The 12,903-nt window shown below is 73.4% G+C and carries 16 protein-coding genes; 15 read left to right on the top strand and 1 reads right to left on the bottom strand.

Features of this window, described 5'->3' with window-relative positions:
* From ACZ6ZI_RS40095 to ACZ6ZI_RS40075, 5 genes are all read left to right on the top strand, one after another.
* On the top strand, positions 1-253 hold a 253-nt coding region (locus tag ACZ6ZI_RS40095), incomplete at its 5' end, for a hypothetical protein (protein ID WP_469530064.1).
* Between the two features lie 328 nt (positions 254-581).
* Complete coding sequence (locus ACZ6ZI_RS40090; RefSeq protein WP_469530062.1) at positions 582-2,417, top strand: rep family protein; 1,836 nt, start codon at positions 582-584, stop codon at positions 2,415-2,417.
* Between the two features lie 438 nt (positions 2,418-2,855).
* Entirely contained in the window at positions 2,856-3,185 is a 330-nt protein-coding gene (gene mobC, locus ACZ6ZI_RS40085; RefSeq protein ID WP_469530060.1) for a plasmid mobilization relaxosome protein MobC, read from the top strand.
* Positions 3,182-5,065, top strand: coding sequence for a relaxase/mobilization nuclease domain-containing protein (locus ACZ6ZI_RS40080; protein WP_469530059.1), 1,884 nt, complete (start codon positions 3,182-3,184; stop codon positions 5,063-5,065). Before mobC ends, ACZ6ZI_RS40080 begins: the two co-directional genes overlap by 4 nt.
* Positions 5,066-5,515: 450 nt before the next feature.
* Positions 5,516-6,142, top strand: coding sequence for a hypothetical protein (locus ACZ6ZI_RS40075; RefSeq protein ID WP_469530057.1), 627 nt, complete (start codon positions 5,516-5,518; stop codon positions 6,140-6,142).
* 350 nt (positions 6,143-6,492) lie between these two features.
* Here the strand turns inward: ACZ6ZI_RS40075 and ACZ6ZI_RS40070 are convergent, their stop codons facing one another.
* Positions 6,493-7,275, bottom strand: coding sequence for a GntR family transcriptional regulator (locus ACZ6ZI_RS40070; protein ID WP_469530055.1), 783 nt, complete (start codon positions 7,273-7,275; stop codon positions 6,493-6,495).
* A 220-nt stretch (positions 7,276-7,495) separates the two neighbouring features.
* Between ACZ6ZI_RS40070 and ACZ6ZI_RS40065 the strand changes: the two genes are divergently transcribed.
* The 10 genes from ACZ6ZI_RS40065 to ACZ6ZI_RS40020 all read left to right on the top strand — a co-directional run.
* Complete coding sequence (locus ACZ6ZI_RS40065; protein ID WP_469530052.1) at positions 7,496-7,870, top strand: WhiB family transcriptional regulator; 375 nt, start codon at positions 7,496-7,498, stop codon at positions 7,868-7,870.
* Positions 7,867-8,427 (top strand): hypothetical protein, encoded by a 561-nt coding sequence (locus ACZ6ZI_RS40060; protein WP_469530050.1) that lies wholly within the window; start codon positions 7,867-7,869, stop codon positions 8,425-8,427. The genes ACZ6ZI_RS40065 and ACZ6ZI_RS40060 overlap by 4 nt, the downstream gene beginning before the upstream one ends.
* Positions 8,428-8,440: 13 nt before the next feature.
* Positions 8,441-8,932, top strand: a complete 492-nt coding sequence (locus tag ACZ6ZI_RS40055) for a hypothetical protein (RefSeq protein WP_469530047.1) — start codon at positions 8,441-8,443, stop codon at positions 8,930-8,932.
* Complete coding sequence (locus ACZ6ZI_RS40050; protein ID WP_469530045.1) at positions 8,929-9,846, top strand: hypothetical protein; 918 nt, start codon at positions 8,929-8,931, stop codon at positions 9,844-9,846. The genes ACZ6ZI_RS40055 and ACZ6ZI_RS40050 overlap by 4 nt, the downstream gene beginning before the upstream one ends.
* Before the next feature lie 140 nt (positions 9,847-9,986).
* Positions 9,987-10,235, top strand: a complete 249-nt coding sequence (locus tag ACZ6ZI_RS40045; RefSeq protein WP_469530042.1) for a hypothetical protein — start codon at positions 9,987-9,989, stop codon at positions 10,233-10,235.
* Positions 10,236-10,261: 26 nt separating this feature from the next.
* Positions 10,262-10,480: a hypothetical protein gene (locus tag ACZ6ZI_RS40040; protein WP_469530039.1), complete on the top strand. Its 219-nt coding sequence runs from the start codon at positions 10,262-10,264 to the stop codon at positions 10,478-10,480.
* A 94-nt stretch (positions 10,481-10,574) separates the two neighbouring features.
* Entirely contained in the window at positions 10,575-10,751 is a 177-nt protein-coding gene (locus ACZ6ZI_RS40035) for a hypothetical protein (protein WP_469530037.1), read from the top strand.
* Positions 10,748-10,912: a hypothetical protein gene (locus ACZ6ZI_RS40030; RefSeq protein ID WP_469530034.1), complete on the top strand. Its 165-nt coding sequence runs from the start codon at positions 10,748-10,750 to the stop codon at positions 10,910-10,912. Before ACZ6ZI_RS40035 ends, ACZ6ZI_RS40030 begins: the two co-directional genes overlap by 4 nt.
* An 86-nt stretch (positions 10,913-10,998) precedes the next feature.
* Positions 10,999-12,687, top strand: coding sequence for a DUF2637 domain-containing protein (locus ACZ6ZI_RS40025; protein WP_469530031.1), 1,689 nt, complete (start codon positions 10,999-11,001; stop codon positions 12,685-12,687).
* A gap of 5 nt (positions 12,688-12,692) precedes the next feature.
* Positions 12,693-12,903, top strand: a 211-nt coding sequence (locus ACZ6ZI_RS40020) for a hypothetical protein (RefSeq protein ID WP_469530028.1), incomplete at its 3' end; no start/stop codon positions are given.

Genomic DNA, 12,903 nt, shown 5'->3' with positions numbered 1-12,903 from the left:
CGCCGCGTACGCGCTCCGGACCGTGGTCGAGCGCCTCCCGCAGGCGCTCGACCAGCTCCGCACCGCACTCATGTGGTTCGGAGCCGAGAACACCATTCGCATGGACGACGGCACCGACGCCCGCGAGGCCGTCGCCGAGTGCAACGCCGCGCTCCTTGTCGCCCACCAACACCTGGGCCCGCTCATGGAGGAACTCGCGCTCGTCTCCGCCCGCACCAGCCACATGGGCGGACACTGGCCCACCGGCGAATAGCCGCACAGGGCGTCCCGCCTGACGGGAGGCCACATACGAGAGGCCCGTGACGCGGGAATCGTCACGGGCCTCTCGTTGTCTGTGGAGCCTCTTTCGGCACGGCGGTGGATATCCCCGCCGGAATGCGAAAAGATCAGCTCTACAAAAGAACGTGGGGCGCCCCCGGACTCCTACATCCCGGAACGCCCCGCGCAGACCCTCACCTTCGTTCTCAGGCGACCAGCAAGGGCCCAACGCTTTGATCAGCGTACCCGGGGACAGCAGTCCCGCAACACCTCTCCAGGCGCCCACGCCTGACGATCACCCGTCCGATGTGTCGGGTGTATCCGTGTTTCTCCCGCAGGCTCCGACGCCGCGCGACCTGGTCCGCCAGCGTGAGGCCGCCCGCCAGGCCGCCGAGTACCCCCCCGTTGCCGTGGACGCCGACGCCGCCCAGCTCGCACGGTGGGTCGACCGGTTCGGGCCGACGGCCGCGGCCGGTCTCGCGGCCGGCCGCGACGTCGCCCGTACGGCCGGCGCCGAGTTCGCCGCCGCCTTCGACTCCCCCCTCGAAGCCTTCGACGCCCGACAGCGGAAGATCCGCGCGGAGGCCCGCGCCGCACGCAAGGCCACCGCCACCACCCCCGTACCCACCACCCAGGGTGAGGGGCCCTCAGAGGCCGTTGGGAGCACGGAGGCGGGCCTTGGTCAGGGGGGCGAGAGTGCAACCCCCCCCACCGGCCCCAGCACCCGTCAGAAGCCCTCTGAGCAGCACGTACAGGTCTCGCCGGAGGACATCGGGGACGAGCCCGGGACGCGCCGCGCGAACCTCCCGGCCCAGGCCAAGGAGGTCCGGAGCACCGACGGCGAGCCGCCGTCGGCGGGTTCGGCCGCGCTGAAGAAGGCGAACAAGAAGCGCGACCACTGGCACGAGCTGCGGATCGTCCTCCAGAAGATGACCGAGGACGACACCCTCTCGAAGTGCGGACGCCTCCCGATCCCCGGCGTCGGCAGGGTGAAGCTCCGCTACGACAAGGCCAAGAACCGCACCGGCTGGGTCAACGTCCGCACCTGCCGCAAGGCCAACCTGTGCCCCGTCTGCGGAAACCGAGTCCGGACCGCCCGCGGCGACCAGCTAGCTGCCGCCGCGATGGCCTGGGCAAACCCGCAGGCCAAGCTGCCCGCGCCCTTCGATACGCTCCGCGTCGAGACCGGCGGCGGCCTGGCCATGGGCACCTTCACGCTCAAGCACTACCGCCGGACCCCGCTGGCCACGCTGATCACCGTCCAGCGCAAGGCGTGGTCGTACGCCTTCGGACGGGAGTCCGGTAAGAACTGGCAGAAGGTGCGCGTTCGGTACGGGATTGTCGGAGATGTCCGAGTGTTCGAGACGACCTGGGGTTCGGCGAACGGATGGCACCCGCACTTCCACGTCACGTACTTCCTCGCCCGGCCCCTGACCGAGGCCCAGCGCAAGGAGCTTGAGCAGATCCTCTTCCAGCGCTGGGAGAAGGCCGTCGGCCGCGCGGGCGGCTACACGCTCAGCCGCAAGTACGGCGTACGCCTCGACGTCCCGCGTAACGGCGACGTCGAGGCCTTCGCCAGGTACATCGCCAAGGAGATGACGGGCCTGCTCACCAAGTCGGGCCAGAAGGGCCGGAGAACCCCGTGGCAGATCGCCCAGGACTACGCCGAGACCGGAAACCCGCAGGACAGGGCCCTGTGGGCCCAGTACGAGGACGCGATCAGGGGCGTGTGGTGGCTGCGCTGGTCCGACAACCTCAACCCCCTGGCCAAGTGGATCGACGGCCGCACCGACGAGGAGATCCACGACTCCAACGACGACGACGGTGAAGAACCTCCCGCGCCCACGCCCGAGGAGGGCCCGCGGATCCTCGACGTCCTCGGGGTCCGCCTCGACGCCTGGTTCCAGGTGATCCTCAAGGTGCCCACCCGACGCCTGGACGCCCAGCAAGCCTTCGAGGGCGCAGGCCTCACCGGCCTGCGTGCCCTCCTCGAATCCTGGAAGCTCACCTGGGGCTACGACGTCTGGTCTGACCTGGACGACTCCACCCCCGTGGAGTTCCGAGAGCCCGAGCCCCTGCCCAAGCCCGACCCGCGCCCGGCTCCGCCGGACCCTGGCGGACCGGTACTCGTACCGCAGCCGGAGTTGTTCGCGTGCTGACCGGTGGTCCACGGGAGGGGCCGGCGCGAGCGCCGACCATCGGAGCCCAGGGGCTCCGATCCGGTGCCACGACGGTCCGGTGACCGGGTGCCGGAGCGTCCGGGCCGAGCGGGTGACGCCCAGTCGCACCTGACTCTCCTGGCGACACCCAAAGCTCGGCAGCGAGGTATGCCGTGCGCTTCGCTTACGGCACCTCGCCCTGGGCGGCGCTTCGCTTGCCCGGGGGAGGACCGCCCCGAGGGGGCGGTCCCGCCGGCGGCCCCGAGGGGGCCGCACGGCACGGCCCGGGCCTTCGGCCAGGGCCGGCCCGGCGGTCGGCACGGCCGCGGCCCCGCCTCCCGCCGGCCTACGGCCGACGCGGAGACTGGGGGCCGCAGGCCGGCAACACGAGGGGGAGCGATGGTGCGAGGAACACCGGGCGAGCGACGCGGACACACGGTGTCGGTCAGGTTGTCCGCCGAGGAGCGGGAGCGGTGGACGGCCGCTCGACAGGAGTCGGGCCGGCGGGAGATGGGCGCATGGGTCCGGACCGTGGTCGAGGACGTCCTCGCCGGGAGGCCGGCCGGGAGCTGGGGGCCGCCGGCGCTCGACCCCGTGACCGAGGCCGCCCTCGCGGAGCTGACCCGCATCGGGCACAACCTCAACCAGCTCACCCGCTACAGCCACCAGGACGGCCGGCTGCACCAGGCCGTCGAGGACGTCCTCCAGGAGGTGGGCGCCGCCGTACTCGCCCTGCGCGGCATCCCCGCACCCGCGGATCCCGAGTGATCGCCAACATCACCAAAGGCCGGCGCGCAACCGGCGCGATCCTCTACGACTTCGGGCCCGGCCGGAGGGACGAGCACCTCAACCCCCGGACCGTCGCCGGGAACCTCGCGGGCACGCCGATGCAGATCGCCCGCGCGTTGGACCACACCGCCGGCCGCCGGCCCGAGATCGCCGCCCCGATCTGGCGCGCGAGCCTGTCGCTCCCGGACGAGGACGGGGTTCTGTCGGATGAGCAATGGGGCGAGATGGCCCGCGGCTTCATCTCCGACATGGGGTTCGAGGGCGCGCCGTGGGTGGCGGTGCGCCACGGCGACGACCACGTGCACGTCACGGTGTGCAGGGTCGGGTGGGACGGCCAACTCGTCTCGGACCGGCACGACTACCGGCGTGCGCGCGAGGCCGCCGACCGGCTGGAGCAGGAGCACGGCCTGGTCCCCGCGCACACTCGCTTCCGGTCCGAGGGACCCGAGGTCAGGAACGCGGAGCGCGAGGCCGCGCGCCGGCGCGGCACCCTCGCCGAGCCCGAGCGCGAGCAGCTCCGCCGCATCGTGCGCGACGTGCGCGACGCGGCCCGCGGTCTAGGCCGTGAGGCCTTCGAGGCCGGACTCGTCGACGCGGGCGTCGAGTACCGGGCCAACGAGGCGAGCACGGGCCGCATGTCGGGCTACTCCTTCACCTTGCCGGGTTGGCAGGACGGCCGGGGCGCCCAGGTGTGGGTGTCCGCGTCGCGGGTCGCGCGGGATCTGCGGTGGGCCGAGCTGGGGCCCGCGATCCAGGCCCCGGCCGCCGGAGGGATCCCCGACCCCCGGATCGCCCTCATGCTCCGCGCCCCACAGCCGGAGCCCGCCCCGGCCGCCGTGCCCAGCCCGCGCGAGGACGTCGCCGCCCAGGCCCCCACCCCGGCCGACCAGGCACAGCCCGCCCCTGCGGTCGACCCGGCGGCCCAACTCCTGGACCAGTGGCGGGCCAGGGCGGAGGGCCGGCCCGAGCCGGCCGTCGAGACCCCTGCCCCCGCGCCCGAGCCGGCCGTACCGGCCTGGACGGAGCGGCCCTTCGGCCGGCTCGGATCCGACGCGCTCACCGCCGAACTCCAGAGGCTCAAGAGGCGGCTCGCGACCCTGGAGCGGAGCCGCGGCAACGCCGTCGAGGAGGCCGCCGAGGGCACCTCTGTGCTTTCCGGCCGCGTCACCGGCCCCCACCGCCGGCGGCTCGACGAGCAGCGCGCCAGGCTGGAGGCCGCCGAGCCACACATCCGCCGCGCCGCCCACTACGGGGCCCTGACCACCGAGGCGGACACCGCGACGGGCCGGGCCCGCGGCGTGTGGCGGGAGGCCGACGGCCGCACCCGCATGAGCTGGTGGGAGCTGCGGAAGCTGGGCACGAGCCGGGCCGACGAGGAGCGTCGCGCCGCCGGCGCCGCCGAGGCGATCGAGCTCCACACCGAGGAGGCCCGCCAGGCCCGAGAGACCGCCGGCGCCGCCGCGATCGAGGCCCGGCGGATCGCCGGCGTCGTCGACCCGGGCGCCGATCTCGCCCGACTGCGCGAGCAATGGCCCGCCCTGGTGGCCGCGGCCGACCGGGCCGACGTCGCCCGCGCCACCACCCAACACACCGCCGCCGTCACCCGCACCACGGACCTGGACACCCGGATCACCGCCGTGCGCGCCCGCATCGAGCAGGTCCAGCAGGAGCAGGGGACGCGCCGCACGATGCCCCAGCAGCAGCGGACGGTGGAGGGCCTCGCACGATCGGCGGCAGCACGATCCGCGGCAACACGAAAGGCGCCGAGCCGCACCCCCCGTACGCCCGGGGGCAGCAGGGTCCCCCCACACCTGCGCAACCCCCAGCAGCCGCCCAGGGATCGAGGTCACGGACGATGATCCGGCGCGTGGGTGCTGGGGGCCTTCGCCGGCCCCCAGACCCCCGCTCCGGTCGGTGCCGACCGGCGCGGACCGCTCTCGCGGTGGCCGAGCGCGGTCCGCGCCGGACGACACCGCCCCCTGGTCCCGACTCCCCCGCGCAGAGCGGCCGGAGGCGCCGTGCACACTGCGGTCATGAGCACCACACGCCGCACCCTGGGCACCGGCCCAGCCCCCGATCCGACCACCAACCCTGAGACGGGGCCGCGCCGCCTGCCCGTAGAGAGGGCGATCGACGACGAGCACCAGGCCGTCGCCCTCGCGCGGACGACAGGCACGTCAGGGAGAGTCCGGCGACCCCTTGGACAGGGCCCGATCCCCGGCGAATTGGGTAATGCCTAGGGGAGGACGACGAGCACCAGGCCGTCGTCTTCCTCCGCCCCGGCGGCCGGCGCCGGTACGGTCGACGGCATGCCGAAGTACGAGACACCCAGGGACGCGGGGGGCGCCCGCGTCTGCCAGCACTGCCACCGGGTCCCCGTCCGGGAGTCCCTCGGGACCAAGCCCGTGATCTATTGCTCCGCCGCCTGCAAGCAGGCCGCCTACGAGGCCCGCCGGCTGCGCCGTGCCATCGAGGCCGCCGTCGAGGCGGAGCGCAAGAACGCCGCAAAGTCAGTGACTTTGCGGGCGGAGCGTCACCCGGACGGGCCGGCAAAGTCAGTGACCTCAGCGGCGGAGGTCACTGACTTTGCGGGGGAGGAGTCGCAGGTCAGCGCCCAAACGTCACTGACGTTGCCGGCCCCTGCGAGGTCGGAGGCCGCGCAGGAGGCGTTCACCGCAGCCGCGGTGGCGAAGGGCCGCCGGCGGCCGGCCGACGAGCCGGCCGCCGCTCCCCTGCCTCCCGTCCGCAGGGGAGGCCGGCGCCGCGTGGGCATGACCGCCTCGCCGATACCGTTCCTGGACGAGCCCGAGCCCGCCCCCGCGGCGCCGGCGAATCCGTGGCTCGCGGCCGTCGAGCGCACGGCCGCGACCAGGCAGCAGCCCCAGCCGGGCCTGTTCGAGGCCGAGGCCCCCGACGAGGGCCAGGCGGACGCCTGACCACGACGAGACCGGTCACGAGCGGAGCGAGAGTGCCGGGCCGGGCCACCGCGCGGCAGCGGCCAGCTCCCCGCCCGCCACGGCCGCAGCGTCCCGGTCCCCTCACGCGCGGAGGGGTCGACGGCGTGGGAACGGTCCGCGCCCAACGCGGCCCGGAAATCCGGCAAACCGGGCGCGACCCGGGCACCCCTCCCCCGCCGCCGGCCGCTTTTCAGCAGGCCAGGGCGCCCGCGGTCGCTGGCCGGAGCCGGCCACGCATGCCATGTGACGGTAGGCGCCCACCGGTTGGGCCGCAGACGCACGAAGGCCCGCACCCCCCGCCGGGGTACGGGCCTTCAGGCTGTGGTGGGTCAGGAGTAGGAGACGGGCCACCGGGCGGACGGTCCCCTGGTCAGGGCGCTGTGGATCTCCACCCGGTCCGCCGGGATGACGTACGCGGAGCACTCGGCGGGCCGGCCGTCGAGGGCGGACAGGCCCACCCGGAGGATCCGCATCACGGGCATGAGGGAGGAGATTCCGAGGAGGTCCGCCTCCTCACGGGTCGGCATGCCGGCGCGCGCGGTCTCCTCCCAGCTCAGGGGACCGTGGTCGGTCTCCTCAATGCGGGCGATGTACCCGCCGGGCCCGGTGACCGGCTCTGCCGCCTGAGGGGCCACGGCGACGATGTGGGGCGGGATCCACGTGTCGATGATGTCCCAGGGCTCTTCCCCCTGGGGGGACATCACGCGGCGGCGCCGGACCACGGGCGTGCCGGGGTCGAGGTCGAGAACGTGCGCGACGTCGCCGGGGACCGGCTCGACCGAGGTCCGGGGCTGACCGTGGGCAACCCAGGGCTCTCCCTGGGCCGCAGCGGCGGGGAAGCGGTAGATCTGCCCATCGTGGCTGATCTGCGATGACCGGGTCAGCCGTCGCCGACCGCCCCTCTCGCGGACGATGATCCCGCTCTTGAGCACGGTCTTCACCAGGCCGTCGGACTCCAGGATCCGCAGGGCCGCACGGATGGTGCCGTCGCTGACGTCGTACGTACTGGCCAGCGTCCGGACGGACGGGAGCTTTGTCCCTGGGGGGTAGTCCCCTGCTTCGATCCGCTCACGCAGATGCGTCGCGGTCTCTTCGTACCTGGTGGGGGACATGGTCGTCGTCTCCTCCATCTGCCATCTGTGTCTACGCAGTTGCGTGTCCATGACGGTAGCGGGCGCCGCGCCGTGGCGCATCTGTGGTACCACACTTGACTTCGCGGCGTGTCCGGGTGCACTCTCTCTGTGTCACCACAGATCGCCCCAACTCGGAGGCGATTGAAGGCAGTTGATCCCACTATTCCCCCTGTTTTGGCATGCCGAAGGAGGCACCGCCATGCCCGGAGCCAGCGCCTTACCTCACACGAGCCGACCCGGCACCGACGAGCTTGTGGTTCGGTACCGGCTGATCAGCCGCAGCTTCCGCCCCGCCACCGGCGACGTCGTGCCGGTGTGCGCGACGTCCGACCCGGAGGCGTTCTACCCGGAGGCGCCGGCCTCGCCGCTCAGTCGGGAGCCGCACCGGCACGAGCGCCTGGCGCTCGCGATGTGCGAGGGATGCCCCCTGACGAATAGCTGCCTGGTGGGCGAGATGACCGGTGTCTCCAGTGCCGTCGAGATCCGGGGAATCAGGGCCGGTCTCAGGCAGGCCGAGCGGCGCGCGCTGTACCTGGAGCTGGTCCGCGAGGGCCTGGTCAGGGGTGCGGCGTGACCGCTATGGCGCCGTGGTGGGCGAAGGAGAAGCCCACCGAACTCATGCCGGAGGCCGCGGCCGTGCCGGCGCCCCGTACCGAACCCCCCGTCGAGGGCGAGCGGGTCGAGGACTGGTTCGACCGGCTGTACGCCGAGGAGACCCCGGCCACCCCGACGCCCACGGCGGAGGAGAGCCCGGAGCAGACCGGGGAGCCCGAAGAGCCGGCCCCCGCCCGCTGGTTCGTGCCTCAGCCCGGGTACTGGCCCACCCTCCCGGAGATGCCGAAGCCGTCGCTCAGCGACGGGACGAAGCGCCTCGTCTACAACGTCGGCGCCGGCGCGGCCGGCTGGGCCCTCGGCCTGGTCCCCACGATCGGCGGGTGGATCGCGGATTGCGGCCGCGACTACTCGATCGGCGCCGCCCTCCTCCTCGGAGGAGGGATCTGCCTCGGTATCGCCGCCCTTTGGGACCGGCGCACCCGCCACTGGTACCGGCCCCTGGCCTGGATCGCCCGAATCCCCCTCGCGGCGGCCGTCACCGCCCTCGCCCTGTACGCCCCCGCATCCCAGCTCTGATCAGGAGAGATCGATGTACGACCACGTCCAGTACGTCCAGATGGCCGCCGAGAGCTTCAGCGTCGGGGGCCGGCTTCTGGGCTCCGTCGGGGCCGGCGCCATCGCAACTTCCCTCACGGTCGCCCTCATCGCGGGGATCAAGGAGCCCAAGGCCGCCGAGGGCAAAAAGGCCGGCAAGCAGCGCCGCAAGATCACCAGCACCGAGGCGTCGATCATGGGGCTGATCGCCGGCACCTTCTACATCACGGCCGGCTCCATCTGGACCGTCGGTAAGGAGGTCAGCAACTCGATCGCGCAGATCTTCACGGGCGGGGCGCTGGGCACCGCCGGCGTCGGAGGAGTCGCCCTCATGTTCTCCGCGCTCCTCTACTACCGGGCCCCGCGCCCCGGATGGGCCGCCGTCCTCGGCATCCTCATGGCTGGCCTCTTCTCGGCGGCCGGCGGCATCTGGGGGCTCCCGGAGTTCGCGCTCCTCCTCCTCGCCCAGAAGCTGAACCTCCTGTGACCGCCGAGCGGGTGCCCGTCGGCACCGAGGAGGAGACCCGCCCCCGCCTCGAAGTGGTGCCGGCGCCGGGCCGGATGGCCGTCCTGCGGTCCGACCTGCGCCCCTACCTCCCTACCCGCCGACAGCTCCGAGCCCCGCTTGCCGGGGTAGGGGCCGGCGGCCGAGCCCTCATCGGCATGGGCATGGAGTGGATGAGGCGCGACGGTTGGGTGTGGGACGGCCTGATGAAGGCCGGCGCGGTCGCGGCCGGAGCCGTCTTCGGACTCCCCGCCGTCTGGACCGCCGCCACGACGGCCGCCGGCCCCTACGCCCCGTTCGTCCCCACGGTGGCTGTCGTCTGCGCGTGCATCGCGGCCAAGCGGTACGCGCCGGCCCAGCCCGTGCGGCTGGCCAAGCCGCAGCCGAGCCAGGCCGCGACGGAGGACCCGGACGACGAGCCCGAGTACCTCGACGAGCAGGACGACGTACGGATCGAGATCGGCGAGGTCGTCGATCTCATCCGCGCCGTCGCTGCCCGCCACGGACACCAGGGCGCGCACCTTGACGACCTCCTGGCCGAGCCCCTGCTCGCGGGGTGGGAGAAGGGGGACCTGAAGACGGCGCTCACCGCTGATTGGGGACTCCCCGTCGAGGCCTTCAAACTCATCTTCCGCACCCCCCAGGGGAGGGCCCAGAGGGTGCGCGACGGGGTGCGTCTGCGCAGCCTCCCGCCGGCCCCTGCCGGACCGGTCGGGGAGGGGCCCGCCCGGGGCCTGTCGGTGGTGCCCCCGCGCACCCCCGCCGAGGCCCCGCCCGAGGGCCCCGTCGAGGGCCCCGTCGAGGGCCCCGTCGAGGGCCGGTCCGGGGTGGCCGGCGAGCCGGCCGCCGGCCCCTCCCCGACCGCCCCCGCGGCCCCCTCCCAGGGGCCCCGGTAGCCGGGTAGTTCTCGCAGGTCAGCGCGGCGCCTACCCGCCCGCCTACCCCCCTCCTACCTACCCCTCCTACCGCCCCCGTCCGAGAGGGGAGAGGGTGACGGCCAGCAGGCCAACACCCCCAACCCGAGGAGCACGAGCGCGTGTACCGCTACCGGTGTGCCCAGTGCCGCACGACCTCGCCCGACGTCCGCACCGCCACGGAGGCGGAGGCCGAGCGGGACCGGCACCGGCGCCGGGCCCACGCCGGACACATCCCGGACGGGGAGGAGATCCAGCACCACACCCCGCCCCCCAGGCCGGGCCAGCCCACCAGGCCCGCCCACTACCTCGCCTACGCCGTCGGAGCGTTCGCGGTCGTGGCGATCATCTGGCTCCGCCTCCTGGCGTGAGCCGCACACCACCCGAAGGAGCACACATGTCCATCACCTACACCTGCGACTGGGAGACCCCCGGCGTGCCGGCCGCGATGGCCCAGGAAGTCAAGGACGCCGAGGCGAAGTTTCTGACCCTCGCCCGCCGAGACCGGGGCCAGTGGACGGAGGAGACGGCCAAGGCCGACCACCGCGCCCTGACCCTGTGCCAGGAGTTCATCCGGATCTTCAAGGTCCACCCCAAGGAGTGGCTGAACTCCTGACCAGCAAAAAGGCCCGCAAAAAGGCCCGTCCGGGGCCACCTACCAAGCACCCCCGGACGGGCAACCACCCCTAGCAAGAGATGGAGAGACCATCATGCCCTTTCGTCGGACGATCTCCCAGGACGAGCTGAGGTCGAAGCAGACCGACGCGGACCGAGACAAGCACGGCACCGACTACTCGGCGAGCCGCGGAGGGTGGGTCAAGAGGGACGAGCAGCAGCCGGCCGCCGACACGGACACGAGCGGCGGACGCCGCTGGTGGAACCGGTGACGGACGCCGAGCGGCGGGCCGCCGCCGACGCGATGGAGCGGGCCCGCCAGTCCTCCACGCAGGCCATATGGGACGCGACGATCGCCGCCGAGAGCCTGGCCGCCCAGGCGGAGGCCGCCGACCGGCTCGCCGCCGACATCGCGGCCCACATGAGCCGCTGACGGACCGCCGAGAGACGATGACGGGTCCCCGGGCCGGCCTTCGGGCCGGCCCGGGGACCCTTCGCCCAACACCACCCTGGAGAGAGATGACGACCACCCTGGAACCCGGGCTTCACGTCCCGGCGCCCACCCGCCCGCGCCTCCCGTCGCCCGCCCTGGACGGCGGTTCGCCGACCGCCGAGACGGATTCGCCCACCGGGGAGGGCGGTTCGCGGACCGCCCCGACCACCACCCCGCAGACGACCCGCCGAGCCGGCTACGCCCTCGGAGCGGTCTGCCTGATCCTCGCGCCCGCCGTCGCGGCCATCGGGTTCTACCTCTCCTTCGGGAACCTTTCGGCCGCCGGCGTCGACCGCTTCGGGTTCCCGACCCTCGACCACGGCCGGCTCTTCGCGGGCGGGGTGGACGGGGCGATCATCCTGTTCATGGCGGGTGACCTGTTCGCCGTCTCCCGGGGCCGGCGCCCCTACCGGCTCCTGCGGCCGATGGCGCACGTCATGACCGGCGTCACCGTCTACCTCAACGCCGCCGCCCACGGCGAGATCCTCGCCCACCTCGACAAGGCCGTCGCGCACGCCGCGATGCCGGTCCTGTTCGTTGTCTGCGTCGAGGCCGGCCGCGACTACCTTGTCCAGGCCGCCGAGCTGGAGATGGGAGTCGACCGGACGTCCGTCCCCCTCTCCCGCTGGCTCTTCGACCACGCCACGTCGTGGCAGATGCTCAGGCAGATGAAGACCTGGGGCCTGACCTACACCCAGGCAATGGAGCTGGAGCGCGAGCGCGCCATCTACACCGCGTGGTTGGAGTACCGAGAGGAGCTGGAGGCCGGACGCGAGGACGGCGCCCTCGGTGTCCTTGACCGCCTCCCCATCACGATGAAGGCCTACGGCATGACCGTGGACGAGGCCCTCGCCCTGCCCGACACGATGCAGGCCGACGACGACGCCCGCCGACGGGCCAAGGACGCCGCCGCCCTGCAAATGGATCTCGACAGGGAGCGTGCAGACGCCGCCGCCGAGATCGAACGGATCCGGGTTCAGGGCGACATCGACGCAGCTCGCGCCGCCGTCACCGCCGAGACCGGCGTCGCCCAGGCCCGCGCCCAGGCCGCCGAGGCCGGCGCCCGACTGGAGGCGACGACCGCCCTCAACGCGGCCCAGCACGCGGCCGACGCAGCCGGCCGCAAGGCCGCCGCCGAAGCCGCCGCCGAAGAGTCCGCGAAGGTGACCGCCGACCGCGCGAAGGAGACGGCGGCGTTGGCGAAGCTCGCCGAGGAGTCCGCGAACCTCGCCGACGCCGAGACCCGAGAGCGCGAAGCGAAGCGGCGGTTGGCCGAGGAGTCCGCGAAGGAGAAGGAGGCGTTGGCGAAGATCGGCGACGAGATGGCGAAGGCCCGCGAAGCCGAGCAGCGGATCGCCGAAGCCGACCGGCGCACAGCCGAGGCCCGAGAGCGCGCCGCCCAGTCCACGCTCCGCGCGGTCGAGGCCGAGGACCTCGCCGCCATGAGCCAGCGCCCCCGCAAGGTGCGCCGCACCGCCCGCCTGTTCCTGGACTCCATCGACCCGCTCACCCTCGCGGCCGAACACCCGCTGGAGCTGGAGAAGATCCTCAGGGACACGTCCCCGCTCACCCCGGCCGACATCGGCGCCGCCCTCGGCATCACCTCACCCGGCGCCGTCTCCGAGTACCGCACCGAGGCACTCACCCTCATCGGCCGCGGCTACAACCACCACACCGGAGTCGACCCCGACCGCACCGCCCACCCGGAAGGATGACCACCATGGACCTGACCAAGACCCCCGGCGAAATCGCCACCGAGGCCGCCGAAGCGATCCGCGCCCTCAACCACCGCACCATCGACCAGGGCTCGTACGACAGCCCCGCCGACGCGGGCGCCGCCGCGTACGCGCTCCGGACCGTGGTCGAGCGCCTCCCGCAGGCGCTCGACCAGCTCCGCACCGCACTCATGTGGTTCGGAGCCGAGAACACCA

It is taken from the genome of Streptomyces sp. NPDC103540 (assembly GCF_055584445.1).
This window is presented reverse-complemented; position numbering and strand designations above follow the sequence as displayed.

Bases quoted from the DNA above. Each gene is read 5' to 3' on its own strand.
- ACZ6ZI_RS40075 (WP_469530057.1), top strand. From the start codon at position 5,516: ATGCCGAAGTACGAGACACCCAGGGACGCGGGGGGCGCCCGCGTCTGC.
- ACZ6ZI_RS40070 (WP_469530055.1), bottom strand. From the start codon at position 7,275: ATGTCCCCCACCAGGTACGAAGAGACCGCGACGCATCTGCGTGAGCGG.
- ACZ6ZI_RS40065 (WP_469530052.1), top strand. From the start codon at position 7,496: ATGCCCGGAGCCAGCGCCTTACCTCACACGAGCCGACCCGGCACCGAC.
- ACZ6ZI_RS40055 (WP_469530047.1), top strand. From the start codon at position 8,441: ATGTACGACCACGTCCAGTACGTCCAGATGGCCGCCGAGAGCTTCAGC.
- ACZ6ZI_RS40040 (WP_469530039.1), top strand. From the start codon at position 10,262: ATGTCCATCACCTACACCTGCGACTGGGAGACCCCCGGCGTGCCGGCC.
- ACZ6ZI_RS40035 (WP_469530037.1), top strand. From the start codon at position 10,575: ATGCCCTTTCGTCGGACGATCTCCCAGGACGAGCTGAGGTCGAAGCAG.
- ACZ6ZI_RS40025 (WP_469530031.1), top strand. From the start codon at position 10,999: ATGACGACCACCCTGGAACCCGGGCTTCACGTCCCGGCGCCCACCCGC.